Source organism: Actinophytocola xanthii (genome assembly GCF_001921205.1).
In the GTDB taxonomy this organism is placed as follows: domain Bacteria; phylum Actinomycetota; class Actinomycetes; order Mycobacteriales; family Pseudonocardiaceae; genus Actinophytocola; species Actinophytocola xanthii.
Map to the genome: position 1 here is coordinate 86126 of NZ_MSIE01000040.1, position 25369 is coordinate 111494.

The 25369-nt window shown below is 71.0% G+C and carries 26 protein-coding genes; 11 read left to right on the top strand and 15 right to left on the bottom strand.

Annotated elements, in window-relative coordinates; genetic code table 11:
- The 4 genes from BU204_RS21620 to BU204_RS21635 all read left to right on the top strand — a co-directional run bounded on the left by BU204_RS21620 (position 1) and on the right by BU204_RS21635 (position 3995).
- Complete coding sequence (locus BU204_RS21620; protein ID WP_075127537.1) at positions 1 to 894, top strand: carbohydrate ABC transporter permease; 894 nt, start codon at positions 1 to 3, stop codon at positions 892 to 894.
- An 88-nt stretch (positions 895 to 982) separates the two neighbouring features.
- Positions 983 to 2065 (top strand): DUF1214 domain-containing protein, encoded by a 1083-nt coding sequence (locus BU204_RS21625; protein ID WP_075127538.1) that lies wholly within the window; start codon positions 983 to 985, stop codon positions 2063 to 2065.
- Positions 2062 to 3216: a sulfotransferase family protein gene (locus BU204_RS21630; protein ID WP_158073489.1), complete on the top strand. Its 1155-nt coding sequence runs from the start codon at positions 2062 to 2064 to the stop codon at positions 3214 to 3216. Before BU204_RS21625 ends, BU204_RS21630 begins: the two co-directional genes overlap by 4 nt.
- Complete coding sequence (locus BU204_RS21635; RefSeq protein WP_075127539.1) at positions 3213 to 3995, top strand: SDR family oxidoreductase; 783 nt, start codon at positions 3213 to 3215, stop codon at positions 3993 to 3995. Before BU204_RS21630 ends, BU204_RS21635 begins: the two co-directional genes overlap by 4 nt.
- A 6-nt stretch (positions 3996 to 4001) precedes the next feature.
- Here BU204_RS21635 and cysC read toward each other — a convergent pair whose 3' ends face one another.
- Both cysC and cysD read right to left on the bottom strand, forming a co-directional pair.
- A complete protein-coding gene (gene cysC, locus BU204_RS21640; protein ID WP_075127540.1) occupies positions 4002 to 5825 on the bottom strand; it encodes an adenylyl-sulfate kinase in 1824 nt (607 codons plus the stop codon).
- Positions 5825 to 6718 (bottom strand): sulfate adenylyltransferase subunit CysD, encoded by an 894-nt coding sequence (gene cysD, locus BU204_RS21645; protein WP_075127541.1) that lies wholly within the window; start codon positions 6716 to 6718, stop codon positions 5825 to 5827. Before cysD ends, cysC begins: the two co-directional genes overlap by 1 nt.
- A gap of 77 nt (positions 6719 to 6795) precedes the next feature.
- Here cysD and BU204_RS21650 point away from each other — a divergent pair, with 77 nt between their 5' ends.
- Positions 6796 to 7413, top strand: coding sequence for a TetR/AcrR family transcriptional regulator (locus BU204_RS21650; protein ID WP_075127542.1), 618 nt, complete (start codon positions 6796 to 6798; stop codon positions 7411 to 7413).
- Positions 7414 to 7534: 121 nt separating this feature from the next.
- Here the strand turns inward: BU204_RS21650 and BU204_RS21655 are convergent, their stop codons facing one another.
- Positions 7535 to 9097, bottom strand: coding sequence for a solute symporter family protein (locus BU204_RS21655; RefSeq protein WP_075127543.1), 1563 nt, complete (start codon positions 9095 to 9097; stop codon positions 7535 to 7537).
- Positions 9094 to 9456 carry a DUF485 domain-containing protein gene (locus BU204_RS21660; RefSeq protein ID WP_233160449.1) on the bottom strand — a complete coding sequence of 121 codons (363 nt, stop codon included), beginning with the start codon at positions 9454 to 9456 and terminating at the stop codon, positions 9094 to 9096. The genes BU204_RS21655 and BU204_RS21660 overlap by 4 nt, the downstream gene beginning before the upstream one ends.
- A 263-nt stretch (positions 9457 to 9719) precedes the next feature.
- Between BU204_RS21660 and BU204_RS21665 the strand changes: the two genes are divergently transcribed.
- From BU204_RS21665 to BU204_RS21680, 4 genes are read left to right on the top strand one after another with little or no spacing between them, the layout of a single operon-like run.
- Entirely contained in the window at positions 9720 to 12203 is a 2484-nt protein-coding gene (locus tag BU204_RS21665) for a nitrate- and nitrite sensing domain-containing protein (protein WP_143229639.1), read from the top strand.
- Entirely contained in the window at positions 12200 to 12622 is a 423-nt protein-coding gene (locus BU204_RS21670; protein WP_075127546.1) for a roadblock/LC7 domain-containing protein, read from the top strand. Before BU204_RS21665 ends, BU204_RS21670 begins: the two co-directional genes overlap by 4 nt.
- A 1-nt stretch (position 12623) precedes the next feature.
- Complete coding sequence (locus BU204_RS21675) at positions 12624 to 13115, top strand: DUF742 domain-containing protein (RefSeq protein ID WP_075127547.1); 492 nt, start codon at positions 12624 to 12626, stop codon at positions 13113 to 13115.
- 39 nt (positions 13116 to 13154) lie between these two features.
- Positions 13155 to 13988 carry a patatin-like phospholipase family protein gene (locus tag BU204_RS21680; protein WP_075127580.1) on the top strand — a complete coding sequence of 278 codons (834 nt, stop codon included), beginning with the start codon at positions 13155 to 13157 and terminating at the stop codon, positions 13986 to 13988.
- 18 nt (positions 13989 to 14006) lie between these two features.
- Here the strand turns inward: BU204_RS21680 and BU204_RS21685 are convergent, their stop codons facing one another.
- Positions 14007 to 15059: a uroporphyrinogen decarboxylase family protein gene (locus BU204_RS21685; RefSeq protein ID WP_075127548.1), complete on the bottom strand. Its 1053-nt coding sequence runs from the start codon at positions 15057 to 15059 to the stop codon at positions 14007 to 14009.
- 144 nt (positions 15060 to 15203) lie between these two features.
- Here BU204_RS21685 and BU204_RS21690 point away from each other — a divergent pair, with 144 nt between their 5' ends.
- Complete coding sequence (locus BU204_RS21690) at positions 15204 to 16376, top strand: NAD(P)/FAD-dependent oxidoreductase (RefSeq protein WP_075127549.1); 1173 nt, start codon at positions 15204 to 15206, stop codon at positions 16374 to 16376.
- Between the two features lies 1 nt (position 16377).
- On the opposite strand, the gene mctP is transcribed toward BU204_RS21690, so the two are convergent.
- Entirely contained in the window at positions 16378 to 18015 is a 1638-nt protein-coding gene (mctP, locus tag BU204_RS21695) for a monocarboxylate uptake permease MctP (protein WP_075127550.1), read from the bottom strand.
- Positions 18015 to 18296, bottom strand: a complete 282-nt coding sequence (locus BU204_RS21700) for a DUF3311 domain-containing protein (RefSeq protein ID WP_075127551.1) — start codon at positions 18294 to 18296, stop codon at positions 18015 to 18017. Before BU204_RS21700 ends, mctP begins: the two co-directional genes overlap by 1 nt.
- A gap of 147 nt (positions 18297 to 18443) precedes the next feature.
- Between BU204_RS21700 and BU204_RS21705 the strand changes: the two genes are divergently transcribed.
- Complete coding sequence (locus BU204_RS21705; RefSeq protein WP_075127552.1) at positions 18444 to 19400, top strand: alpha/beta hydrolase; 957 nt, start codon at positions 18444 to 18446, stop codon at positions 19398 to 19400.
- A gap of 57 nt (positions 19401 to 19457) precedes the next feature.
- Here BU204_RS21705 and BU204_RS21710 read toward each other — a convergent pair whose 3' ends face one another.
- The 8 genes from BU204_RS21710 to BU204_RS21745 form a co-directional block, all read right to left on the bottom strand.
- Positions 19458 to 19784, bottom strand: a complete 327-nt coding sequence (locus BU204_RS21710) for a DUF1048 domain-containing protein (protein WP_075127553.1) — start codon at positions 19782 to 19784, stop codon at positions 19458 to 19460.
- 1 nt (position 19785) lies between these two features.
- Entirely contained in the window at positions 19786 to 20142 is a 357-nt protein-coding gene (locus BU204_RS21715; protein ID WP_075127554.1) for a DUF1048 domain-containing protein, read from the bottom strand.
- Entirely contained in the window at positions 20139 to 20465 is a 327-nt protein-coding gene (locus BU204_RS21720; protein WP_075127555.1) for a PadR family transcriptional regulator, read from the bottom strand. Before BU204_RS21720 ends, BU204_RS21715 begins: the two co-directional genes overlap by 4 nt.
- A 93-nt stretch (positions 20466 to 20558) precedes the next feature.
- Positions 20559 to 21584: a LacI family DNA-binding transcriptional regulator gene (locus BU204_RS21725; RefSeq protein ID WP_075127556.1), complete on the bottom strand. Its 1026-nt coding sequence runs from the start codon at positions 21582 to 21584 to the stop codon at positions 20559 to 20561.
- Position 21585: 1 nt separating this feature from the next.
- Positions 21586 to 22509, bottom strand: coding sequence for an ABC transporter ATP-binding protein (locus tag BU204_RS21730; RefSeq protein ID WP_075127581.1), 924 nt, complete (start codon positions 22507 to 22509; stop codon positions 21586 to 21588).
- The gene (locus BU204_RS21735) at positions 22506 to 23456 is read right to left on the bottom strand and encodes an ABC transporter ATP-binding protein (protein ID WP_075127557.1); all 951 of its coding nucleotides are present in this window, start codon (positions 23454 to 23456) and stop codon (positions 22506 to 22508) included. Before BU204_RS21735 ends, BU204_RS21730 begins: the two co-directional genes overlap by 4 nt.
- Positions 23456 to 24379 carry an ABC transporter permease gene (locus BU204_RS21740; protein ID WP_083661503.1) on the bottom strand — a complete coding sequence of 308 codons (924 nt, stop codon included), beginning with the start codon at positions 24377 to 24379 and terminating at the stop codon, positions 23456 to 23458. Before BU204_RS21740 ends, BU204_RS21735 begins: the two co-directional genes overlap by 1 nt.
- Positions 24376 to 25368 (bottom strand): ABC transporter permease, encoded by a 993-nt coding sequence (locus BU204_RS21745; protein ID WP_075127558.1) that lies wholly within the window; start codon positions 25366 to 25368, stop codon positions 24376 to 24378. Before BU204_RS21745 ends, BU204_RS21740 begins: the two co-directional genes overlap by 4 nt.
- Position 25369 lies beyond the last annotated feature (1 nt).

Genomic DNA, 25369 nt, shown 5'->3' on the forward strand with positions numbered 1-25369 from the left:
ATGAGCCTCACCCTGACCAGGCCGTCCGAACAGTCGACAGGTCCCCGCGGACGCCAACGGCACACCAGCGCGGGCAGCCGCCGACCCAACTGGCTCGCCGGGCTGGGCGGCTGGGTGTGGCTCGCGATCATCGTCATCCCCCTCTACTGGGTGGTCATCACCAGCCTCAAGCTCCAGAGCAACTACTACGCGAGCAACCCGTTGGCACCGCCGCCCGATCCGACGCTGGACAACTACCGTTTCGTCCTCGAGGCCGGCTTCGTCAGGTACTTCGTCAACAGCGTGATCGCGACGGCGGGCGCGGTGGTGCCGGCGGTGGTGGTCTCCTTCATGGCCGCCTACGCGATCGTGCGCGGCTGGCGGCTGCGGTTCCTCCGCGCGGTGAACGGGCTGTTCCTGATGGGGCTCGCCATCCCCCTGCAGGCGACGATCATCCCCGTGTACCTGATCATCATCGAGCTGCAGCTGTACGACAGCCTGCTGGCGCTGATCCTCCCGTCGATCGCGTTCGCCATCCCGCTGTCCGTGCTCGTGCTGTCCAACTTCATCCGCGACGTGCCCAAGGAACTGTTCGAGGCGATGCGGGTCGACGGCGCGAACGAGTGGACGACGATGTGGCGGCTGGCGGCGCCGCTCACCCGGCCGGCCATCCTCACGGTGACCATCTACAACGCACTGCACATTTGGAACGGGTTCTTGTTGCCGCTGGTGCTCACCCAGAGCCCCGAGCAGCGGACCCTGCCGCTCGCGTTGTGGTCCTTCCAGGGCCGGTACAGCGTCAACGTCCCCGCCACCGTCGCCGCCGTCGTCCTCACCACGCTCCCCATCCTGGCCCTCTACGCGGTCGGCCGTCGCCAGATGCTCCGCGGCCTCGCCGCCGGCTTCAGCAAGTGACCCGACCGCCGCAGCGCAGCGACTGAACGTTGTCCAGTACGCCTCGCCTCTGGTAGAACGTGTTCTAGATTTGCACGAGGAGGTGCCCGTGACGGACGCGCAGGCGGAGGTGCTGAGCGGGCGGGTCTGGACCGAGTTCTGCCGGGCGCTGGAGCGGGCGGGCGAGGTCGTGCTGCGGGAGCGCTCGCCGGCCACCCCGTTGGACCGGGCCGAGGGGTTCCGCTACCTCGCCCGGCTCACCCGCGAGATGCTCTACTCCACGCTCGACAACGCCGACCCCGACTTCCCCCGGCTGCACCAGCTCGACCTCACCAAGATCGGGGCGGACAACCCGGACAACGTCTACCTCTCCGCCACGGTTCGCGGGGACCGGACCTACCGGATCACCGGCACGCGGGGCTCGATCGCCTACTTCTCGATCGGCTCCAAGGCCAACCGGTACGCCAGGGACGGCACGATGGCCTCCACGGGCGAGCTCTCCGACCGGGACCTCGCGGTCGATGCCGACGGGCGGGTGGAGATCGTCGCCAGCGCCACCCCGCACGAGGGGAACTGGTTGCCGCTCGCCGCGGACTCGACGAGCCTGGTCGTGCGTCAGACCTATCTGGACCGTTCGACCGAGGTACCCGGGACCTGGGGGATCGAGTGCGTCGACGGTCCAGCGGCGCCGGCGCCGCTGGACCCCGAGTTCCTGGTCAAGGCCCTGCGCCGGGCGGCACTCGCCGTGCACGGGACGGCGGCCACCTTCGCCGGCTGGACCGAGCTGTTCATGACCCGGCCCAACGAGCTGCCGGACTTCGGCCAGGAGATGTTCCAGCGCGCCGGCGGTGACCCGGAGATCTTCTACCTGCACGGGTACTGGACCCTCGAACCCGGTGAGGCGTGGGTGATCGAGACCGACGTCCCGGACTGTCCATATTGGAACTTTCAGCTGGACAACTGGTGGATGGAGTCGCTCGACCACGCCAGGAGGATCACGGTCAACAAGCACACCGCCACGCTGGACGACGACGGGCGGCTCACGATCGTCGTCGCCGCGACCGACCCCGGGTGGGGTAACTGGATCGACACCTGCGGCCACACCAGCGGCACCGCCCTGCTGCGCTGGCTGGGCGCGACCAACCACCCGGTACCGCGTTGCCGGGTGGTCCGCCCGGAGGCGACGCCGTGACCGCGGTCGCCGAGGCGTTGCGGGTGCCCGGCCTGCTCGCCGCGGCCAGGGAGCGGACCGGGCTCACCGACTTCGGCGACGAGTGGTTCCTCGAGCCGCTCACCGTGCTCACCACGAGCCTCGCCGAGGAGGCACGGCTGTCCGTGCTCGGGCTCGAGCTGACGCGCCGGCGCCTCACCGCGCTGCTCGCCGACCGGTTGCGGCTGCGCGCGCTGCGGCTGGCGCACCCGGAGATCCAGGACGTCGAGGTCTCCGTGGCCGCCGAGATCTGCGGGCTGCCCCGCACCGGCTCGACGCTGCTGCACCGGCTGCTCGCCGCCTCACCGCGGCTGACCTCCACCCTGTCCTGGGAGACCTCCTACCCGATCCCGTTCCCCGACGAGGGGCGCGAGGCGGAGGAGCGCAAGCGGCGCGCCCGCGACCGCGCACGGCTGTTCCTCGAGATGTCCCCGGAGTTCGCCGGCATCCACACGATCGAGTGGGACGGCCCCGAGGAGGACGTCATCCTGCTGGACCGGACGTTCGTCTCGATGAGCTTCGACTCCTTCTACCGGGTGCCCACCTACGGCAGCTGGCTGCGCGCGGCGGACCAGACCCCGGCCTACCGCGAGCTGCGCGAGTGGCTCCAGGTGCTCCAGTGGCAGGACCCGGAGCGGGCCGGGCGGCGGTGGGTGCTGAAGTCGCCGCACCACCTGACCGCCGTCGACACCGTGCTCGACACGTTCGACGGCTGCCGCATCGTGATGACCCACCGCTCGCCGGTCGACGCCGTGCCCTCCTACGCCTCGATGGTCGCCTCGATAGCGCGCCAGTACAGCGAGCAGGTCGACCCGCTGGAGCTCGGGCCCTACTGGGCACGCCGCTTCACCTCGGCGCTGCGCGCGTTCGCCGGGGTTCGAGCACGGCGACCGGACCGCTTCGTCGACGTGCACTTCGCCGACATGCTCACCGACCCGCTCGGACAGGCCGAGCGGGTGCTCGCCGCGCTCGACGTCGCGGTGGACGAGGCCGACCGTGCGGCACTGGCCGCCTACCTCGAGCGCAACCGCGCCCAACGGCATGGCTCGCACACCTACACGCCCGAGGACTTCGGGCTGGCCCGTGAGCGCCTCGAGCGGGACTTCGCCTTCTACCAGGAGGTGTCGCCGTGATCCTCGCCGGCGAGGTCGTGATCGTCTCCGGGGTCGGCCCGGGGCTGGGCGCGAAGCTCGCGACCAGGGCCGCCGCCGAGGGCGCGAAGGTCGTGATGGCCGCCCGCTCGAGCGGAGTGATGGACCAGGTCGCCGAGCGGGTGGCCGCCGCCGGCGGGGAGGCCGTCGGCGTGCCGTGCGACGTGCGCCGCGCCGAGGACGTGGAGCGGGTCGCCACGACGGCGGTCGAGCGCTTCGGGAGGGTGACCGGACTGGTCAACTCGGCCTACTCCCACCCCGGCTTCCACGACCTGCTCGACACCCCCGACCGCCAGCTCCGTCGCTCGATGGACATCGTCCTGCACGGGGCGCTCGGGATGACGCGCGCCGTCGTCCCTCACCTGCGGGCCGCGGGCGGCGGGTCGATCGTCAACGTCGGCACGATGTCCACCCGGCGGCCGATGCGCGGCGAGGGCGGCTACGCCGTGGCGAAGGCGGCGATGGGGTGCGCGAGCCAGTACCTGGCGCTCGAGCTCGGCGAGTTCGGCATCCGGGTCAACCAGGCCGTGCTCGGCTGGCTGGACGGGCCTGGCGTCCGGTTCTACCTGACGATGACCGCGGAGCAGCGCGGCGTGTCCGAGCAGGAGATCTACGACGAGATCGCCGCGCGGAACCCGCTGGGCCGCATCCCGACCGACGAGGCCTGCGCCGGGGCGGTGCTGTTCCTGCTTTCCCCCCTCGCCTCGGAGGTGACCGGGGCCGTGCTCGACGTCAACGGCGGCGAGCACATGCCGGCCTGAACCACGTCAGCAGACCCCCAGCTCGCGCAACCGGGACAGCACCGCGTCCGCCGCCTCGCCCGCGGACAGCGCGGTGGTGTCCAGCCTGACCTCGGGACTGTCCGGGGGCTCGTAGGGCGAGTCGATGCCGGTGAAGTTGGGCAGCTCCCCTCGGCGCGCCTTGGCGTAGAGGCCCTTGGGGTCCCGTTCCTCGGCCACCGCGAGCGGGGTGTCCACATGCACCTCGCAGAACTCGCCGGCCCCGACGATGCCTCGGGCCAGCGCCCGCTCGGCGCGGAACGGGGAGATGAACGAGACCAGCACGATGAGACCGGCCCGCACCATCAGGCCGGCGACCTCGCCCACCCGGCGGACGTTCTCCACCCGGTCGGCGTCGGTGAAGCCGAGGTCCTTGTTCAGCCCGTGCCGCACGTTGTCGCCGTCGAGGAGGAACGTGTGCCGACCCTCGCCGTGCAGCCGCGACTCGACCAGGTTGGCGATGGTGGACTTCCCGGAGGCCGACAGACCGGTGAACCACACGACGCACCCGCGGTGGCCGTTGAGCCGCTCGCGCCCGGCCTGGTCGACCGACAGCTCCTGCCAGCGCAGGTTGCTCGCGCGGCGCAGCGGGAAGCGGACCAGCCCGGCACCGACCGTCGCGTTGCTCATCCGGTCGATCACGATGAACCCGCCCAGGTTCCGGTTGGCCCGGTACGGGTCGAGCGCGACGGGCTGGTCGAAGTGGACGTTGACCAGCCCGATCTCGTTGAGCCCAAGGGTCTTGGCGGCGAGTTGGGCACCGGTGTCCACGTCCAGCCGGTGCCGTGGCGTGTCCATGCTGATCCCGACCGTCCGCGCGCCGATCTTGGCGAGGTACCGCCGTCCGGGGAGCATCTCCTGCTCGCCCATCCAGATCAGGTCGGCCTGGCAGGCGTCGGCGACGGCCGGCGGGTCACCGGCGGCCAGCACCGCCCCGCGACCGACGTCGAGGTCGTCGGCCAGCACCACCGTGACCGACTCGCCGGGGCCGGCCTCGGCGAGGTCGCCGTCGAAGGTGACCAGGCGCGCGACGGTGGTCTCGCGCTCGCCGGGGAACACCCGCACGGCGTCACCGGGCCGGACGGTGCCGCCGAGCACCATGCCCGCGGCCCCGCGGAAGTCCGGGCCCGGGCGGTTCACCCACTGCACCACCAGCCGGAACGGGCCGGAGCGCCGGTCGTCCTCGACCGCCACCCCCTCGAGCCAGCCAAGCATCGTGGGGCCGTCGTACCACGGCATCCGCGGGGACCGGGCGACCACGTTGGACCCGTCGAGGGCCGAGACCGGGACGCACTCGACCTCGGCGATCCCGATGCCGGCGGCGAACTCCCGGTACTCCTCGGCGATCGCCTCGAACGTCTTCTGGTCGTAGCCGACGAGGTCGATCTTGTTCACGGCGAGCACGACCCGCCGGATGCCGAGCAGCGCCACGACGTGGCTGTGCCGCCGGGTCTGGCGCAGCACGCCCCTGCGCGCGTCGAGCAGGATGACCGCGGCGTCGGCTGTGGACGCGCCGGTGACCATGTTCCTGGTGTACTGCTCGTGGCCGGGGGTGTCGGCCACGATGAACGTCCGGGCCTCCGTGGCGAAGTACCGGTAGGCCACGTCGATCGTGATGCCCTGCTCCCGCTCCGCGAGCAGCCCGTCGACCAACAGGGACAGGTCCAGGTCGCTGCCCCGCCGGCGGGAGTCAGCCTCCACCGCGGCCAGTTGGTCGGCGTGCAGCTGCCGGGTGTCGTAGAGCAGCCGGCCGATCAACGTGCTCTTGCCGTCGTCGACGCTGCCGCAGGTGATGAAGCGCAACAGGCTCATCAGAAGTAGCCCTCCCGCTTCTTGCGTTCCATCGACCCGGACTGGTCGCGGTCGATCACCCGGCCCTGCCGCTCGGAGGTGGTGGCCGCGACGGTCTCCTCGATGACCTCGCGCACGGTGGTCGCGGTGCTGGGCACGGCGCCGGTGAGCGGGTAGCAGCCGAGCGTGCGGAAACGCACCATCCGGTACTCCGGGCGCTCCCCCGGGCGCAGCGGGAGCCGGTCGTCGTCCACCATGATCAGTGCGCCGTCCCGCTCGACCACCGGCCGCTCCGCGGCGAAGTAGAGCGGCACCACGGGGATCCGCTCCCGCTCGATGTACTGCCAGATGTCCAGCTCGGTCCAGTTGGACAGCGGGAACACCCGGATGCTCTCGCCCGGCGCCTTGCGCGCGTTGTACAGCCGCCACAGCTCGGGTCGCTGGTCGCGCGGCTCCCACCGGTGGTCGGCGGTGCGGAAGGAGAACACCCGCTCCTTGGCCCGACTCGCCTCCTCGTCGCGGCGGGCGCCGCCGAAGGCGAGGTCGAACCGGCGCTCGTCGAGCGCCTGGCGCAGCCCCTGGGTCTTCCACATGTCGGTGTGGGTGGCCGACCCGTGCTCGAACGGGTTCACCCCGAGCGCGACGCACTCCGGGTTGTGGTGCACGACCAGCTCCAGTCCGAGCTCGGCCACCGTGCGGTCGCGGAAGGCGATCATCTCCTGGAACTTCCACGTGGTGTCCACGTGCAGCAGCGGGAACGGCGGCCGGGACGGGTAGAACGCCTTGCGGGCCAGATGGAGCAGGACCGAGCTGTCCTTGCCGATCGAGTAGAGCAGTACCGGGCGGTCGCTCTCGGCGACAGCCTCCCGCATGATGTCGATGCCCTCGGACTCGAGCCAGTCCAGGTGAGTCATCACCAACCCATGGTAGGAGTAAATTGAACAACGTTCAACGTCACCGAAGATCACCATCGGCGCGGTAACCTTGCTGGGTGGACCCGACCACGCCGACCGCCTGGGGGGACGCGGAGGCCAGGCGGCGGGACATCCTGCGTGCCGCGAGCAACCTGCTGGAGTCCTCCGGTTACGCCGGCCTGACGATGCGCGCCGTCGCCGAGGGCGCCGGCGTCAGCGCGGGCACGGTCTACCAGTACTTCGACGGCAAGGAGGACGTCTTCCTCGCCCTCATGGCGGCCCGGCTGGAGAACATATGCACCACTGTGGACACCATTGACCGCACGCTCGGCGTGGCCGGCCTGCTCCGCGAGATCCTGCCCCAGGTGCGGGAGCTCTGGCGGCTGTTCGGGCGCTCCGCCCAGCAGTGGGAGGCCAAGGTGCTGGCCGGCGGCCGGCAGGGCAGGCCCGCGACCATGTCGGCGGCGGTCTTCCGCCGGACGATCCGTTCGCTGGAGCGCGCCCTGCGCGAGACCGCGGCGGCGGACGGCCGGACGCTCGTCGACCACCCCGCGATGCCCCACTGGGTGTGGGACTCGCTGATCGGCGTCGCCGACGACCTGGTCCAGGGGGGCTCCCGTCAGGCTCGGGTCTCCGCCGAGCGGCTGGTGACCTTCGCGACCGAGGCCATCGAGCGCGGAATCGTCGATAGCTGAGCGTCACCGCGGCTTTTTTGTCTCCGGTGGAAAGCGCCCGGATCGACCGGCATCATGGCTGGAATATACGTTCCCGGTATTCGCCGGTAATCGCCCTCGTGAAACTCGGTGAATCGGTTCATCATGCACCGATTCCGGTCACCGAACGAACCTCCAACTGCTCCGAACGGGTGACGTCGGAGCGTTCCTTGCTGAAGATCGTTCCGAGGAAGCCGAGCAGGAACGACAGCGGGATCGACACGATCCCCGGGTTGCTCAGCGGGAACAGGTGGAAGTCGACGTCCTCGACGATCGACGTGGACGTCCCGGAGAACACCGGCGAGAACACGATCAGCAGCAGGCAGGACCCGAGACCGCCGTAGATGGAGGCCAGCGAGCCGGCGGTGTTGAAGCGCCGCCAGAACAGCGTGTAGAGGATGGTCGGCAGGTTGGCCGAGGCGGCGAGGGCGAACGCCAGCGCCACCAGCGACGCCACGTTCTGCCCGAGGGCGAGGATGCCGCCCAGGATGGCCAGGCAGCCGATGACGACCGCGGTCACCCGCGCCACCCGCATCTCCGCGCCCGGCTCCGGCGCCCCGCGCTTGATCACGTTCGCGTAGACGTCGTGGGCGAAGGAGGCCGAGGCGGTCAGCGTCAGCCCGGCGACCACGGCCAGGATCGTGGTGAACGCCACCGCGGCCACGAGCGCGAGCAGCACCGGCCCGCCCACCTCGAACGCGAGCAGCGGCACCGCCGAGTTCTCCGCGCCGGGCGCGTCCTGGATCGCCCTCGACCCGACGATGGCGCCAGCGCCGTAGCCGATGACCAGCGTGGCCAGGTAGAACAGCACCATCGCCCAGATCGCGGAGACCACCGAGCGACGCGCCTGGCGAGCGTCGGGGACGGTGTAGAACCGCATCAGCACGTGCGGCAGCGCACCCGCTCCGAGCACGAGCGCCAGCGCGAGCGAGACGAAGTCGAGCTTGCTCGTGCCCGACTCCCCGTACCTGGCCCCCGGGCTGAACACCGCCTCGCCGAGCGGGTTGTTCCGGGCCGCCCGGTCCAGCAGGTTGGACATGCTGAACCCGAACCTGCCCAGGATGAACACGCTCAGCATCAACACGCAGACCAGCAGCAGACCGGCCTTGATGATCTGCACCCAGGTCGTGCCCCGCATGCCGCCGATCAGCACATAGAGGATCATGATCGCGCCGACGCCGACGATGACCAGCGCCTGACCGCCCGTGGAGCGCACGTCGAGCAGCAGGGCCACCAGCACCCCGGCTCCGGCCATCTGCGCGAGCAGGTAGAACGCCGAGATCACCAGCGTGGCGTTGGCCGCCGCGGCCCGCACCGGGCGCTGCCGCATGCGGAAGCTGAGCACGTCGCCCATCGTGAACCGGCCGACGTTGCGCACCCGCTCGGCGAGCAGCAGCAGCGGGATCAGCCAGGCGACGAGGAAGCCGATCGAGTACAGGAACCCGTCGTAGCCCTGCACGGCGATGGCGCCGGCGATGCCGAGGAACGACGCGGCCGAGAGGTAGTCGCCGGAGAGCGCGAGGCCGTTCTGCCCGCCGCTGAACCCGCCGCCGGCCGCGTAGTAGTCGGCGGTCGTGGAGTTGCCGCTGACGCGGTAGACCATGAACAGCGTGGCCACGACGACGACGCCGAAGATGGCGCTGTTGAGCAACGGATCACCGTTCACGGGGCCGCCACCCCCGCTCGCTCACGCAGCGCGGCTACCTCGGGGTCTAGCCGGCGCCGGGCGAACCTGGAGTACAGCACCATGATCAGGACGGTGCTGGCGAACTGGGACAGCCCGAGCAGCAACCCGACGGTGACGTTGCCGAAGACCCTGGTGCCCATGAACTCCGTCGCGTACGCCGCCAGCACGACATAGGTGAGGTACCAGAGCAGGAACGCCACCGTGGCCACGGCGGCGAACCGGGCCAGGCGCCGGCGCAGGGCGACGAACTCCGGCAGCGCGCGGATCGCCGCGAAGTCCGGGTCGCCCGCGGCGTCGACGAGGTACTCCCGTTCGGGCGCGCGCGCAAAGGAGGACATCCGAGTCATTGATCAGTCCCTTTCGCCACACAATTCAAGGGGCCGGAGGAGGTGCGGCGTCGGAAGCGTAACCAGGAAGTCAAGTGCCTTCTGGTGCGAAACTCACCTGTTCAGCAGGCATCTGGCAACCTTTCGCCAATCAGTGATGACGGTCCGTATTCGCGCGGTGGCGAAAACCGCTCTTGTCCACAATGTCTGCGAATCCTAGGTTTGGGAGAAAGTCGAGCCGGCCATCACGCCGGAGATCCCGTGAGGTGCAGCTCGTGAAGCGGGCGTGGTGGGTGAAGGCCGCGCAGTGGCGCAACTGGCCACTGCTGGTGAAGCTGAGCGTGGTGCTGGTGGTGCCGGTCGTCGGCGCGCTGGTGCTCGGCGTGCTGCGGGTGCAGGCGGACGTCGCGCTGGCCCGCTCCTACGAGGACATCGAACGGATCGCGACCCTGCGGGTGGAGCTGGTCCGCGCGCTGACCGCGATCCAGGACGAGCGCAACGCCGCCATGCGCGGCTGGGTGGACCTCGGCAGGATCGGTGAGCAGACCGATCTGGCCGTCGCGCGGGCCAGGGACGCCGTGGAGCAGGCACCCGACCTCGGCACCGGCCCGAGCCAGCGTTACGAGAACGTTGTCGGAGCGCTGGACCTGCTCCCCTACGCCCGCAAGGTCGCCGACGGCGACGGTCTGGTCGTGCTCAGCGCCTACAACGCGGTCACCAACGCGGTCATCGAGTTCGACCGGGCGCTGGTCGGCCGCTTCCCCGACGAGAACCTCACCAGCGCCTCGATCGCGGTCAACGAGCTGCAGGCGGTCCGCGAGCAGGTGGGCATCCAGCACGCCGCGGGCATGCTGGGCGTGCGCGACGGCACGCTCACGGCCGGTGAGCGGGAGATGATGGTCGAGGCCGACGTTCGGCTCGACGACAACCTGCGCGACTTCCGCGCGACCGCCCCGGCAGAGCTGCGCTCGCTCTACGAGTCGACCGTGACCGGCACGCCGGTGACCGAGCGGCAGCTGCTGGCCACCGCCGCTCGCTCGTCGGCACCGCAGTTCAACAGGGAGGCCTGGGACTCCGCGTCCAGCGCCACCGGTGACCTGCTGGCCCAGGTGACCGGGCAGGCGGCGCAGCGGCTGCGCGCCCAGTCCGGCGACCTCGCCACCAGCATCGGCAACCGCGCCGGCGCGGAGTCGGTCCTGCTGCTCACGCTCGTTCTGCTCGCCGCCGGCATCGGCGGCGTCCTCGGTCGCTACCTGGTGCGGTCCTTCACCGTCCTGCGCCGCACGGTGCTCGACGTGGCCGCCGACCGCCTGCCGCAGGCGGTGGCCGCCATCCGCGCGGGCCGGTCCGAGGAGGCCAGGATCGAGCCGGTGCCCCTGCACACCACGGAGGAGTTCGGTCAGCTCGCCCGGGCCTTCGACCGGGTGAACGAGCAGGCGGTCCGCTCGGCCATCGACGAGGCGAACCTGCGCAGCGACCTGAGCAGCATCTTCCAGAACCTCTCCCGCCGCAGCCAGGGTCTGGTCGAGCGCCAGCTCAAGCAGCTGGAGCAGCTGGAGCAGAAGGCGGACGACCCCGAGCAGCTGTCGAACCTGTTCCGGATCGACCACCTGGCGACCCGGATGCGCCGCAACAACGAGAACCTGATGGTGCTCTCCGGCGCACAGCTCACCCGGCGGTTCACCGAGTCGGTGCCGCTGACCGACATCCTGCGGGCCGCGGTGTCCGAGGTGGAGCACTACCAGCGCGCGCTGGTCCGCTCGGCGCCGGGCGTCCGGATCGTCGGGTACGCGGCCGGCGACCTGATCCGCTCGGTGGCCGAGCTGATCGAGAACGCCACCACGTTCTCCCCGCCCGACAGCCAGGTCCTCATCGAGAGCCGGTTGGCCGAGGACGGGGCGGTGGTGGTCGAGGTCCTCGACGAGGGTGTGGGGATGTCGGACGCCGACCTGCGCGAGGCCAACGAGCGTGTGGCTGCCGGCGGCGGTGTCGACGTGCCGATCTCCCGGCAGATGGGTCTGTTCGTGGTGGGTCGGCTCACCGCCCGACACGGGATCCGGGTCACGCTGAACAGGCGCGCGGACGCGGGCCTGTCCGCGTCGATGCTCGTCCCCACGACCCTGGTGGCGGCCGCGTCGGCCGCCCCGACGCGACCCGCTCGGGACGGCACCCCGGTCGGTCCGCTCTCCGGTGTGCTGCAGACCTCCCGCTCGGGCAACGGGTCCGGCCCGTCCGCCGGGCCGGGTTCGGTCGTCGCGGTCGAGGAGGTGGCCGGGCGGCTCGAGCTGGCCGGGATCCACGTGCGGCTGCACGACCTGCCGCTCGCCAACACACCCGCCTCGATCCTGTTCACCGCACAGACCCCGGTCGACCCGGCACCCCAGAACCCGGCCCCCCAGGGCCCGGCGCCCGGCGGGGCTGGCGACTTCACCTGGCTGAACCGGCCGCTCACCTCCTCCTCGGCCGCACCGCAGCAGCTCGCGCCCCCGCCGCCCTCGGAGACCGCGCCCGAGCCCGGACCGGGCGGGCTGCCCAAGCGAGTGCCCCGGGGCCAGCTGCTCGCCCCACCCGCCAACCCGGCCGCGAACCCCGCCACGAACCCCGCGATGGCGCCGACCGTGACCCTGCCCGCGGCGAAGCCGCCCGGGACGGGGCCGACCGCCGACCGTCCGGCCAGGGACGCCGCGCGGGCGCGGGGGTTCCTCAGCAGCTTCCAGGCGGGTATCCGTGACAGCCAGAACCGGAAGGAAGAGCGATGATCGCCACGCAGGAGGACACCCAGCACCTGGGGCAGTTCGGCTGGTTGGTGAACAACTTCGCCGAGAGCGTCCCCGGGGTGGCCCACGCCGTGGTGGTCTCCGTCGACGGGCTGCTGCTCGCCTCGTCGGCACGACTGCCGGTGGACAGGGCCCAGCAGATGTCCGCGATCTCGGCCGGCATCGTCAGCCTCAACCTCGGCGCCGCCAAGTGCCTCGGCGCCGACAAGGTGATCCGGTCGATCGTGGAGATGGACCACGGGGCCCTGCTGATCACGTCCATCAAGGACGGTTCATGCCTGGCCGTGCTGGCCGTGCGCGACTGTGACATCTCGCAGGTGGCGTACGAGATGACGGTCCTGGTGGACCAGGTGGGGGAGATCCTGACCCCGCAGCTGCGAGCCGCTCTCGCCACCGGCTGACATGGCCGCCGACGAGCCGGCGGAGCAGACCTTCGCCGATGTGCTCAACGGGCTCTCCCGCGGCGGGCGGGCACGCCCGACGCGCTCGGCCGCGGCCCCCGCACCGGCGCCGGCGAGGCCCGAGCCCGGCGAGGAGGAGCCGATCGAGGAGGGCGCCTCGATCGTCCGTGCCTACGCCTGGACCGGCGGCCGTACCCGCTCGACGGTCAAGCTGGAGATCGAGACGCTGATCTCCACGACCCCGAGGGCCGAGGCCCGGATGGACGGGCTGCGCAGCGAGCACCAGGCGGTCGCGCAGCTGTGCCGGGAGACGAAGTCGGTGGCCGAGATCGGCGCGCTGCTGTCCCTGCCGCTCGGCGTGGTGCGGGTGTTGCTCTCGGACATGGCCGGCCTCGGACTGGTGGAGGTGCACGAGTCCCGGAGCGAGGGCGACCGGCCCGACATCGAACTGCTCGGGCGCGTGCTCCGCGGCCTGTCCAACCTGCGCGGCTGAGCGCGGACGACCGGGTACGGGGTCGGCATGATGGGTGGCATGACGCGTGCACTGGTTCTCGGCGGAGGCGGCATCACCGGGATCGCCTGGGAGTGGGGCCTGTTGGCGGGGCTCGCCGAGGCCGGGGTGGACCTGACCGCGGCCGACCTGGTCGTGGGCACCTCGGCCGGGTCCGTGGTGGGGGCTCAGGTCGCGAGCGGGCTGGACCCGCGGGAGCGCTACCGCGCGCAGCTCGAGCCGCCGGACGGGGAGGTCGCCGCGGCGCTCGGTCCCGGCGTTCTGCTGCGCTACGCGGTCGCGATGGTCGGACCGGGCACGCCGGCGCGGGCACGCGCCAGGATCGGTCGGATGGCCTTGCGGGCGACGACGGAGCCGGAGAGCGCGCGGATCCAGGTCATCGAGTCGCGGTTGCCGGTGCGGGAATGGCCGGACAGGCCGCTGCTGGTCACCGCGGTGGACGCCGGATCGGGCGAGTTCCGTGTCTTCGACCGCGACTCGGGCGTGCCGCTGGTCCGCGCGGTCGCGGCGAGCTGCGCGGTGCCGGGTGTCTGGCCGCCGGTCACGATCGACGGCCAGCGGTTCATGGACGGCGGGATGCGTTCCAGCGCCAACGCCGACCTGGCCGGGGGGTACGAGCGGGTGGTCGTGCTCGCCCCGATCGCCCGCGGGCTCGGTCAGCTGACCCCGGTCGCCACCCAGGTCGAGGCCCTGCGTGCCCGGTCGAGGGTGGCGCTGGTGACCCCCGACCCGGCGGCCGTGCGCGCGATCGGCCGCAACGTGCTCGACCCGTCCCGGCGCGCCCAGGCCGCCCGAGCCGGCCTCGCCCAGGCCCGGTCCGTGCTCGGCCAGGTCCGGGAGGTGTGGGCGGACTGAGGACGCGCCCCAGGGCGTCTAGCGCGCGTGCTCGCGGCGGAGGATCTCCGCGGCGCCGGCCATCGCCACGAGCTTGCCGGCGGCGGAGCGGCGCGGGAGGTACTTCATGCCGCAGTCGGGCGCGATGACCAGCCGCTCGGGCGGCACCCGGTCCAGCGCCCGGCGGACCCGGGCCGCCACCACCTCCGCCGGCTCCACGTCGTGGTCGGACAGGTCGATCACGCCGAGGATGATCGTCTTTCCGGCCAGGTCGGACAGCACGCCGAGGTCCAGGTTGGACTGCGCGGTCTCGATGGAGATCATCTCCACCGGGCAGCCGGCGAGCTCGGGCAGGAACGAGTAGCCCTCCGGCCGCTCGTGGATGATCGCCGCGTAGCCGAAGCACAGGTGCACCGCTGTCGGACCGGTGACCCCCGCGAGCGCCGCGTTCAGCGCGGCGAGGCCGTAGGCCCTGGCGGCGTCGGGCCGGGCCTGCAGGTAGGGCTCGTCGATCTGGACGATGTCCGCTCCGGCCGCGAACAGGTCCTTGATCTCGGCGTTGACCGCGTCGGCGTAGGCCATCGCGGCGGCCTCGAGGTCCGGGTAGTGGTCGTTCTGGGCCTGCTGGCTCATCGTGAACGGGCCGGGCACGGTGATCTTCACCGGTCGGTCGGTCTGCGCCCGCAGGAACTCCAGGTCGCGCACCTGCACCGGGTGCGGTCGCCGGATCGGTCCGGTGATCCTCGGTACCGGGTTGGGGTGCCCGCTGCGGTCCGTGGCCACGCCGGGGTTGTCGAGGTCCAACCCGGTCAGCGCGGTCGCGAAGTGGTTGGAGTAGCTCTCCCGGCGGACCTCGCCGTCGGTGAGGATGTCCAGCCCGGCGCGCTCCTGTTCGCGGATCGCCAGCACCGTCGCGTCGTCCTGGGCCTGGCCGAGGAACTCCGGCGCCACCCGCCACAGCTCCTTGGCCCGCACCCGCGGCGGGAAGCGCCCCGCCAACCGCTCCCGGTCGATCAGCCAGTCCGGCTGGGCGTAGCTACCCACCAGCGACGTCGGGAACAGCGGAAGATCGGACACGGCACGCCTGGTCATGCCCACATCGTCGCCGCCGGCGGCACACAGGGCAACCATGAGCCCCGGCCCTCTCGCGCCCCACTCGAGTAAGCGCCGCGCGGATGATGACCGGACCCGCCCGGACCGGCACGATGAGCGGGTACCCGTGGCCGAGGAGGACGTATGACCGACCAGCTGTCCGCCTCCGCGACCGTGATCGTGGGTGCCGGGTTGGCGGGGTTGCGTACGGCCGAGCGCCTTCGCCGCCTCGGCCACACCGGGCCGGTCACGGTGGTCGGCGCGGAGCCGCACCTGCCCTACGACCGTCCGCCGCTGTCCAAGGCCGTGCTCACCGACCCGGCGGCCGAGCGGCCGCCGCTGCGCGCCGAGGAGTACGCCGAGCTCGACCTCGACCTCCGGCTGGGGACGCGGGCGACCGGCGTCGACCTACCGGGCCGGCGGCTGCTGCTCGACGGTGACGCGGTCGGCTACGACCGGCTGGTGGTCGCGACCGGGGTACGTCCGCGGCTGCCCGCCCTGTTCGCGGGGTGGGGCGGGGTGCGGCTGCTGCGCGACTGGGAGGACTGCGTCGCACTGCGGTCGGCGTTGGCTTCGGCCCGGTCGGTGGTCGTCGTCGGTGCCGGGGTGCTCGGCTGCGAGGTCGCGGCGACAGCGCGCGGACTCGGGCTGGACGTGACCCTCGTGGAGCGGCTGGACCAACCCCTCTCCCCGGTGCTCGGCCCCGTGATCGGCGGCCACGTCGCCGGTCTGCACCGGGCGGCCGGCGTCCGGGTGCTCTGCTCCACCGAGGTCACCGGACTCAAGGGCGACGGCCGGGTCGCCGGTGTCGAGCTCGCCGACGGCATGGTGCTGCCGGCCGACGTCGTGGTCGTCGCCGTCGGCTCGACGCCGAACACCGAGTGGCTGGCCACCTCCGGCCTCGAGCTCGCCGACGGCGTGGTGTGCGACAACACCGGTCGCACCTCCGACGCCCACGTGTTCGCGGCCGGTGACGTGGCGCGGTTCCCCCACCCGTGGGGCCCGGGCACGGTCCGCTTCGAGCACTGGACCGGCGCGGTCGACACCGCGCACCTGGTGGCGGCCAACCTGTTCGCCGAGCGGCCGACCGCGTTGAGCGCGGTCCCCTACTTCTGGACCGACCAGTACGGCCTGCGGCTACAGGCGCTCGGCCTGCCGGCACCGGACGACGAGCTCGACGTGGTCGCCGGCTCGCTCGCGGAGGGCCGCTTCCTGGCCCACTACCACCGCGCCGGAACGGTCACCGGCGCGGTGGCGATCGGTATGCCCGGCCCGCTCGCCAAGTGTCGCGGGCTGATCGGGCGGCCCCGCGCGTGAGTCAGTGCGCGGCCGCGATCGGGCGCAGGTCCTCGTCGCCCTCGTCGACGTGGTAGTCCGCGTCGGTGGTGCCGTCCTGGCCGTTGGACACGTTGAGCCGGCGCACGATCAGCGTGCCGACCACCGCCACCAGCAGGTTGGCCAGCAGCGCGACGAAACCGACGTAGATCTGCACCGTCGAGCCCTCGAACGGCTGCCAGCCGAACAGGTTCAGCTTGTCCAGGGCGAGCGCTGAACCACCGAAGTGCGCCCGGCCCGAGGCCGGGTTCGGGATGCCGTAGAGCAGGACCATCCCCCAGGTCATCCCGACCAGCCAGCCCGCGAGCAGCGCCCAGCGGTGCAGCCACCGCGTGTACAGCGCGATCGCCACGGCCGGCAGGGTCTGCAGGATGATCACGCCGCCGATCAGCTGGAGGTCGATGGCGTACTGCGGGTCGATGAACAGGATGAACGCGACGGCGCCGAACTTCACCACCAGCGAGGCCACCTTGGCCTGCTTGGCCTCCTGCGCGTGGGTCGCGTCCTTGTGGAGGAACTCCTTGTAGACGTTCCTGGTCCACAGGTTCGCCGCGGCGATCGACATGATCGCGGCCGGGACCAGCGCGCCGATGCCGATCGCGGCGAAGGCGATGCCGGCGAACCAGGAGGGGAACTGGCCGTTGAACAGCTCCGGCACGATCGTGTTGTTGTCCGGCCGTCCGGTGGCGTTGTTGACGATCGGCTTGGTGCCGGCGGCGATCGCGACGAACCCGAGCAGCGCTAGCAGACCGAGCAGCAGCGAGTAGGCCGGCAGGGCGGACATGTTGCGCTTCAACACGTCCCGCCCCCGCGAGGCGAGCACGCCGGTGATCGAGTGCGGGTACAGGAACAGTGCCAGGGCCGACCCGAGTGCCAGCGTCGCGTACTGGAGCTGGTTGTTGGCGTTGAGCAGGATGCCGTCGGCCGGCGCCTCGGAGGCGGCGAACTTCTCCTGCGCCGCGCCGAAGATCGCGTCCCAGCCGCCGAGCTTGGCCGGCAGGTAGATCACCGCGACCAGGATCACGAGGTAGATCAGGATGTCCTTGACGAACGCGATCAGCGCCGGCGCCCGCAGCCCGGACTGGTAGGTGTAGAGCGCCAGGATGACGAACGCGATCAGCAGCGGCAGGTGGCCGAGGAAGCCCGCGCCGTTGAAGCCCATCGAGCGCAGCACGGCCTCCAGGCCGACCAGCTGCAGCGCGATGTACGGCATCGTCGCGACGATCCCGGTCACCGCGACCACCAGGGCCAGCAGCGGCGAGTCGTAGCGGCCGCGCACGAAGTCGGCCGGCGTGACGTAGCCGCGGGCGCGGGAGACCGACCACATCCGCAGGATCGGCAGGAACACCAGCGGATAGGCGATGATCGTGTACGGCAGCGCGAAGAACCCGGTGGCGCCCGCGCCGAACAGCAACGCCGGCACCGCGACGAACGTGTAGGCGGTGTAGAGGTCTCCGCCGATCAGGAACCAGGTGATCCACGAGCCGAACTTGCGCCCGCCCAGGCCCCACTCGTCGAGGTGGTCCAACGACGCCGCCGCCCGCCAGCGCGCCGCGACGAAGCCCATCACGGTGACGAGCAGGAACAGCAGCGAGAAGACGATGAGCTCGACCCACTCCATCAGCGAACGCTCCCCTCGTCGAGCTCGTCGACGCCGGGTTCCTCACCCGGCGGCGGCGCCACCGGATGGCTGCGGGTCATCCGGTACACGATCACCGTCGACAGCACGCCGACGATGATGACCGCCAACTGGAACCAGTAGAAGAACGGCAGCCCCAGCAGGCGCGGTTCCGTGCGGTTGTACAGGGGTGTGAACAACACGATGAACGGCGCGATCAGCAGCAGGTTCCAGGGGTTGAAGACCAACCCGCTGACCCGCCGCTCCGGCTTGTCCGACGTCATTGGTGGCCCACCTCGATGATCGGCTTAAGGACAGACCATAGTGGGCCGCGCAAGCCCCTGCCCAGCGTTGACGGTGCTGGGGGCTTGTTCGACCGGGGTCGGCGTGCGCACCATGGAGCGACCAGCGGGCGAGGGAAAGGGCACGCCATGCGACTCCGGGGACTCCTGCTGACCCTGGTTCTGTTGTTCAGTCTGGTTCTCACCCAACCGGCCTCGGCCACCCGGGGCGGCGCGCGGGTGGTGCACGAGGAATGGCTCGGCGAGCGGTTGGTCGAGCTGACCGTGCGCTCCTCGGCCGTCGGCCGGGACGTGGGGGTGCGGCTGCTGGTGCCGAGGAACTGGTCGAGGTTCCCGCACCGGGAGTGGCCGACGCTCTACCTGCTGCACGGCTGCTGCGACGGCGACGTCGGGTACCGCTCCTGGACCAACAACACCGATGTCGAGGAGCTGACCGAGGACTCCGACATCATGGTCGTGATGCCGGAGGCCGGTCCCGCCGGCTTCTACTCGGACTGGCTGGAGGGCCCCGGATGGGAGACCTTCCACCTGACCGAGCTGCGCCGCCTGCTCGAGCGGCGCTACCGCTCCGGCGACGACCGCGCGGTGGCCGGCCTGTCCATGGGCGGCTTCGGCGCCCTGTCCTACGCGGCCCGCCACCCGGGGTTCTTCGAGGCCGCCGCGTCCTACAGCGGCGTCGTGCACACGACCTACCAGGGCGAGACCGGGATCTCGCTGGTCCGGTGGCTGCTCGAGGCCTACAGCCTCGACCCGGACGACCTGTGGGGCGACCCGGTCACCCACGCCCGGGTCTGGGCCGCGCACAACCCCTACGACCTCGCGAAGCGGCTGCGCGGTACGCCGGTCTACCTCTCGACCGGCAACGGCCAGCCCGGTCCGCTCGACCCGCCGGACGCCGCCCCGGACGACCTCGAACGGCTGCTGGGCGAGCAGTCGGTCGCGCTGGCGGAGCGGCTGCGCCAGGTGCACGTCCCGGTGCGGACGGACTTCTACGGTCCAGGCCGGCACACCTGGCCGTACTGGGAGCGCGCCCTGCACCGCTCGCTGCCGATGCTCGAACGCGCCATGTGCCACGGCCCCTGCTGAGACGAGGCCGCCACCGGCACACCGGGGCACCCGCCGGCGCCACGGCGTCGGCGGGTGTCATCGTCCGGTCGGGCCGCCGCTTCCGCTGATCGACTCCTGGTAGATGTCGGCGTAGGTGCGCGAGTCCTTGATGAGGTCGTCGCAGAAGGCGGCGACGTCGTCGCCGACGAGCTCCAGGACTCCCGTGCCGGCGGCGACGCCCTCGTCGAAGAAGTCGACGATCCCGGAGAGCAGCGACCCGTCGGACAGGCCGACCGGTCCGACCTTGAACAGGTACCTCTGCATCTCCTTGTAGACGATCCGGTAGTCCGGCGGAAGCGCCTTGACCCGCGCGACGTGTGCCCGCCACTGCTTCTTGCCTTCGATGATGTCCTGGATGCTCACGTCAGCCTCCCAGCTGGGCCAGTTTCCTGGCGACGTTCCTGTTCAGCTGCTCGCGCCACCGGTCGCGGTAGCCCCGAGCCCCTTCTCCGCCGGCCAGCGCCGCGCAGAAGCCTCCGATGTCCTCACCCAGCACCTCGTGAGCTCGCTGGCCGTCGGCCGCCGTCTCCTCGAGCAGTCCCAGTGCACTGTCGAGAATCGGCAGCAGGTTTCGCCCGGTGAAGTCCGAGTACGGGGCGAGATGGCCCTTGATCTGCTCCCACGCCGCCCGGTGGTCGGCGGGCAACGCCTCGGCCCGGACCTCGAACGCCTTCCATTCCCTGGTGAGGTCGCTTCCAGTGACCTTCTCCCAGAAACTCATCTCCCGCCCTCCCTGAGCTTGGCGATTCGTGACGTGACGTACTCCCATTTCGCCCAGAACCTCGCGAGCTCCTCGCGCCCCGCTTCGTTGAGCGCATAGAACTTCCGTGGTGGCCCAACCCCTGACGGTCGTTTCGCCACCGTGACCAACCCGTTCCGCTCCAGCCGCACCAGGATGGTGTAGACCGTCCCTTCGACGACGTCGGTGAAGCCGAGCTCGTTCAGCCGACGCGTGATGGCGTACCCGTAGGTCTCCTCGCCGGCGATGATCTCCAGCACACAGCCCTCGAGCGTGCCCTTCAGCATCTCCGTCAGGTCGTCCATGCCGCCCCTCGGCCATCCCAGTACTCAGTGGTACCGAGTACTACTACAAAGTACCACAGAGTAGTGGAGGCACCGCGGCGCCGACGTGACCGCTCAGACCGTCCCCGCGGTCGGTCGTGCGGTGCTGCCCCGCACGACCAGCCGCGGCGGCGGGTTCTCGTAGTCGGTGACCGCCTGGCCGTCGAGCAGGGCCAGCAGGCGCTCGGCCAGATGCCTGCCGTAGCCGTCGATGTCGCGGCTCACCGCCGTGAGCGCGGGGTGGACGATCTCGCAGAGCACCGAGTCGTCCCAGGCCATGATGGAGAGCTCGCCGGGCACGTCGACGCCCATCTCGTGGGCGACCGACACCCCGGCCACCGCCATCACGTCGTTGTCGTAGACGATCGCGGTGGGCGGGGTCGCCGCGCTGAGCAGCCGGCGGGTGACCTGGGCTCCCTGGTCGGGGCTGTAGTCGGTGTTGACGGTGGTGCCGTCGAGCCCGATGCGGGCGCAGACCTCCTCGAACGCGCGGGTGCGCACCTCGGTGTGCAGCATGCCGGCGACCCCCGCCACCCTGGCGATGCGCCGGTGGCGCAGCGCCGCGAGGTACTCCATCACCACGACCATCACCCCGGCGTCGTCGATCCACACCCCGGGCAGGGTGCCGTGGTGGCCTGGCCCGCCGACCACCATCGCGGGCAGCTTCAGCTCCTCGAGCACCGGCACCCGGCAGTCGTCGCAGCGCAGGTCGATCAGGAACACGCCGTCCACCCGGCGCTCGGCCCACCAGCGGCGATAGGTGGCGATCTCCACGTCGTGGTCGGCGACCACCTGGAGCAGCAGCGCGGTCTGGGTGGCCGCCATCGCGCTCTCCATGCCGGAGATCAGCTTCATGAAGAAGGGCTCGACGCCGAGCGTGGCCGGGGAGCGGGCCAGGACCAGGCCGAACGCGCCGGCACGGGCGCCGGAGAGGGCCTTCGCGGCGCTGTTGGGGTGCCACCCCATCTCCAGCGCCATCCGCAGCACCCGCTGCCTGGTCGACTCCGACACCCCGGGCTGGCCGTTGAGGGCGTAGGACACGGCTCCCTTGGACAGGCCTGCCCTGGCCGCGATGTCCGCGATCGTCACTCGTTTCGTCACGCTAACCGCATTTCCGTCCTTCGTGGAGCCTGAAGCATGCCACGAAGTGGTCCTCGGCCACCTCCGCGAGCGGCGGGCCGCCCTCGGGGTGGACCTCGTGGTAGCGGCACGGGCCGGGGTCGAGGGGCTCGTCGGTCCACTTCGAACCCAGGCGGGGCACGGACGCGAGCAGCGTCCTGGTGTAGGGGTGCAGGGGGTCGCCGAACACGGCCGTTGTCGCTCCGCGCTCCACGATGGAGCCGCGCCGCAGGATCACCGTCTGGTCGGCGAGATAGTTGCCCAGCGACAGGTCGTGGGTGATGAACAGCACCGCGAGACCACGCTCCTTGAGGTCGGCCAACAGGTTCAGCACGTCGATGCGGGTCGACGCGTCGAGCATGCTGATCACCTCGTCGGCTACCAGCAGCTTGATGTCCAGCAGCAGCGCGCGGGCGATCAGCAGCCGTTGCAGCTGCCCGCCGGAGAGCTGGTGTGGGTACTTGTCCAGGACCAGCTCGGGGTTGAGGTTGACCGCGGCGAGCGCGTCCTCGACCCGCTGCCGCCACGCCTGCTCGCCCACGTCCGGGAAGTAGGACCACCGGATCATCGCCAGTACCCGGTCGGCCTTGAACACGGGGTTGTAGGTGCTGAACGGGTCCTGGAACACCCCCTGCGCACGCCGGTAGTACTCCTTGAGCGCGCCCCGCCGCAGCCCGGTGACGTCGGTGCCGTCGAAGGTGATCGTGCCGCTGCTGGCGGCGGTGAGCCGCAGGATCATTCGCCCGATCGTGGACTTCCCGCTGCCGCTCTCCCCGATCAGCGACACGACCTCGCCGGCCCGGAGCTCGAAGCTCACGTCCCGGACCGCGAGCAGCTCCTGGCGCCCGAAGGCACCGACCCGGAAGCGCTTGGAGACCCGGTCCAGGCGCACCACGGCCGGGGTCATGACGCCCGCCAGCACGCGACCGCGTGACCGGGCTCGATCTCGGCGAACGGCGGCTGCTCCGCGCACTTCCCGTAGGCGAGCGGGCAGCGGGCGCGGAACCGGCAGCCCGGTGGGGGTGGGCGCAGCGACGGCGGGCTCCCCGGGATGCCGGCGAGGCGCTTGCCGCCGTAGCGCACGCCGACCTCGGGCAGCGCCGAGATCAGCAGCTGGGTGTACGGGTGCCGGGGGCGCTCGACGATCACCTCGGTCGGTCCCTTCTCGGCGAGCCGGCCCGCGTACATCACCGTGACCGTGTCGGCGATCTGGTAGACCAGCGAGAGGTCGTGGCTGATCACGATCATGGAACGGACGAGGTCCCGGTCGCGGAAACCGGCCAGCGCCGTGGCCACCGCGCGCTGGGTGGACACGTCCAGCGCCGAGGTCACCTCGTCGGCGACCAGCAGCGACGGGTTCAGCAACGTCGAGATCACCATGACCATGCGCTGCTTCATGCCGCCGGACAGCTCGATCGGGTACCGCTCCAGCACCTCGGCGTCCAGGCCGACCAACGCGAGCCGCCTGTCCAGTTCGGACCGCACGGAGGCGAACGGGATCCCCCTCGACCCCACCAGCTCACGCACCATCCGGCCGATCCGCCTGGTCGGGTTCATCGCGCTCATCGCGTACTGGGGGACGACCGAGACCTCGGCGAACCGGAACTCGTTCATCCGGGCGTCCTCGCCGATCGGCAGCTCCCGGCCGTCCAGCGTGACCGTGCCGCCGACGTGGCGCATGCGGCCGTCCAGGCGGACCAGGCTCTTGCCCAGCGTGGTCTTGCCGCACCCGGACTCCCCCACCAGACCCATGATCTCGTGGTCGGCCAGGGAGAACGTGACACCGTCCAGCGCCCGCACGTCGCCGCGCAGGGTCCGGTAGTACACCCGGAGGTCCTCCACCGCAAGGCTCATCACGTCTCCCGCAGCTTCGGGTTGAACACCTCGTCCAAGCCGACGTTCATCACGTACATGGCCCCCACGATCGCCGTGATGGCCAGTCCGGGTGGGACGAACCACCACCACATCCCGAGGTTCATCGCGCTCCACTGCTTGGCGTGGTTGAGCATCAGCCCGAGCGAGATCCCGTCGGTCGGGCCGAGTCCGATGAAGTCCAGCGTCGCGGCGAACAGCACCGAGCCGCCGAACAGCAGGATGAACACCATGAACAGGTAGGAGGCCATGTTGGGGGCGATCTCGCGGAAGACGATCCGCCGGACCGGCATCCCGGACAGCCGGGCAAGGTCGACGAACTCCCTGGCCCGCAACGAGAAGGTCTGCGCGCGGATGGCCCGCGCCACCCAGGGCCAGGAGAACAGGCCGATGATCACAGCCTGCACGAGCACGTCGCGCACCTGCAGGTAGGCAGCGATGATCATCAACACCGCGAGCACGGGCAGCACGAGCACGATGTTGGTGATCATGTTGAGCACCTCGTCGACCAGCCCGCCGCGGTAGCCGCCGGTGAACCCGACGAGCATGCCGATCACGCCGGCGATCAGCGCGGCCACCGTCCCGACGAGGAAGGTCGCGCGCAGCCCGTGCAACAGCTGGGCCAGCACGTCCTGGCCGAACGTGGTCGTGCCCAGCGGATACTCCCCCGACGGAGCGGCCGCCGGCGGCCCGACGTAGGCGAGCGGGTCGCCGACCAGCAACGGGCCGACCAACCCGGCCAGCAGGAACACCACCACCACGGCCAGCCCACCGACCAGCTTGCGGTTGCGGACGGCGAAGTACAGCGCCTCGCGCCGCACCCCGGTGCCACGGACCGTGGCGACGCCGGGTACCGCGGCGACCTCGGGTCCGGACTCCCCGGACACCGGTTCCGGTGCGGTCACCGGTCACCTCCCATTCCCGCCCTGGTCCGCGGGTCGACCAGGACGTAGACGATGTCGATGACGAAGTTGGCCAGCAGCACACCGATCACGATGAACAGGAAGATCCCCTGCAGCAGGAAGAAGTCGGTGGCCTTGATCGCCTCGAGGACCAGGTAGCCGAGCCCGCGGTAGTCGAAGACGATCTCGGTCACCACCGCGCCGCCGACGATCACGCCGAGCTGCAGGGCGAGTCCGGTGATCTGCGGCAGCAGCGCGTTGCGGAAGGCGTAGCGGCGCACGAGCTTCGGCGGCGCGCCGAGCGAGGAGAGGTAGTGCGCGTAGTCGGCCTCCAGCTCGTAGATGACCATGTTGCGCATGCCGATCGCCCAGCCGCCGAAGGCCACCAGGAACAACGACAGGAACGGCAGGAACCAGTGGCTGACCAGGTCGGTGATGAACAGCCACGACCACTCCGGCACCAGCGAGGCGCTGTAGGGGCGGCCCACCGGGAACAGGCCGGCGACCTTGCCCAGTGCCCACGCCATCAGGATCGCCAGCCACATGTACGGGGTGGCGGTCAGGACGTACCAGACCGGCAGCACCGCGTTGTCCAGCACCTTCTTCCGCGCGGCGTAGGCGCCGAACTTGTTGCCCGCCCACCAGCTCAGCAGGATGGCCGGGATCAGCAGGCCCAGCGTGAGGGGCACGGCCCCCAGGATGAGCGAGGTCACCGGCTCCGGGAACGCCAACAGGCTGACCCCGAGGTCGCCGCGCAGGATCCCGCCCCAGAAGTTGAGGTACTGCTGCCAGACGGGTACGTCGAAACCGAACAGGCTCGAGTAGTACTCCCGCATGGCCGCGACCCCCTCGGGGGTCTGCAACCCGGCGCGCGCGACCATGGCGCGCACCGGGTCACCCGGCATGAACCTCGGGATCAGCCAGTTGATCGTCACGGCGACGAAGAACGTCAGCGCGTAGATCAGCAGCTTGCGGCCGAAGTAGCGGGCCATG

Excerpts from the sequence above, each read along its gene's own strand:
- BU204_RS21680 (WP_075127580.1), top strand. The coding sequence starts at position 13,155 with ATGACGCGTGCACTGGTTCTCGGCGGAGGCGGCATCACCGGGATCGCC.
- cysD (WP_075127541.1), bottom strand. The coding sequence starts at position 6,718 with ATGACTCACCTGGACTGGCTCGAGTCCGAGGGCATCGACATCATGCGG.
- BU204_RS21715 (WP_075127554.1), bottom strand. The coding sequence starts at position 20,142 with ATGAGTTTCTGGGAGAAGGTCACTGGAAGCGACCTCACCAGGGAATGG.
- BU204_RS21730 (WP_075127581.1), bottom strand. The coding sequence starts at position 22,509 with ATGACCCCGGCCGTGGTGCGCCTGGACCGGGTCTCCAAGCGCTTCCGG.
- BU204_RS21670 (WP_075127546.1), top strand. The coding sequence starts at position 12,200 with ATGATCGCCACGCAGGAGGACACCCAGCACCTGGGGCAGTTCGGCTGG.
- BU204_RS21735 (WP_075127557.1), bottom strand. The coding sequence starts at position 23,456 with ATGAGCCTTGCGGTGGAGGACCTCCGGGTGTACTACCGGACCCTGCGC.
- BU204_RS21620 (WP_075127537.1), top strand. The coding sequence starts at position 1 with ATGAGCCTCACCCTGACCAGGCCGTCCGAACAGTCGACAGGTCCCCGC.
- BU204_RS21705 (WP_075127552.1), top strand. The coding sequence starts at position 18,444 with ATGCGACTCCGGGGACTCCTGCTGACCCTGGTTCTGTTGTTCAGTCTG.
- BU204_RS21675 (WP_075127547.1), top strand. The coding sequence starts at position 12,624 with ATGGCCGCCGACGAGCCGGCGGAGCAGACCTTCGCCGATGTGCTCAAC.
- cysC (WP_075127540.1), bottom strand. The coding sequence starts at position 5,825 with ATGAGCCTGTTGCGCTTCATCACCTGCGGCAGCGTCGACGACGGCAAG.
- BU204_RS21720 (WP_075127555.1), bottom strand. The coding sequence starts at position 20,465 with ATGGACGACCTGACGGAGATGCTGAAGGGCACGCTCGAGGGCTGTGTG.
- BU204_RS21745 (WP_075127558.1), bottom strand. The coding sequence starts at position 25,368 with ATGGCCCGCTACTTCGGCCGCAAGCTGCTGATCTACGCGCTGACGTTC.
- BU204_RS21690 (WP_075127549.1), top strand. The coding sequence starts at position 15,204 with ATGACCGACCAGCTGTCCGCCTCCGCGACCGTGATCGTGGGTGCCGGG.
- BU204_RS21685 (WP_075127548.1), bottom strand. The coding sequence starts at position 15,059 with ATGACCAGGCGTGCCGTGTCCGATCTTCCGCTGTTCCCGACGTCGCTG.
- BU204_RS21700 (WP_075127551.1), bottom strand. The coding sequence starts at position 18,296 with ATGACGTCGGACAAGCCGGAGCGGCGGGTCAGCGGGTTGGTCTTCAAC.
- BU204_RS21660 (WP_233160449.1), bottom strand. The coding sequence starts at position 9,456 with ATGTCCTCCTTTGCGCGCGCGCCCGAACGGGAGTACCTCGTCGACGCC.
- mctP (WP_075127550.1), bottom strand. The coding sequence starts at position 18,015 with ATGGAGTGGGTCGAGCTCATCGTCTTCTCGCTGCTGTTCCTGCTCGTC.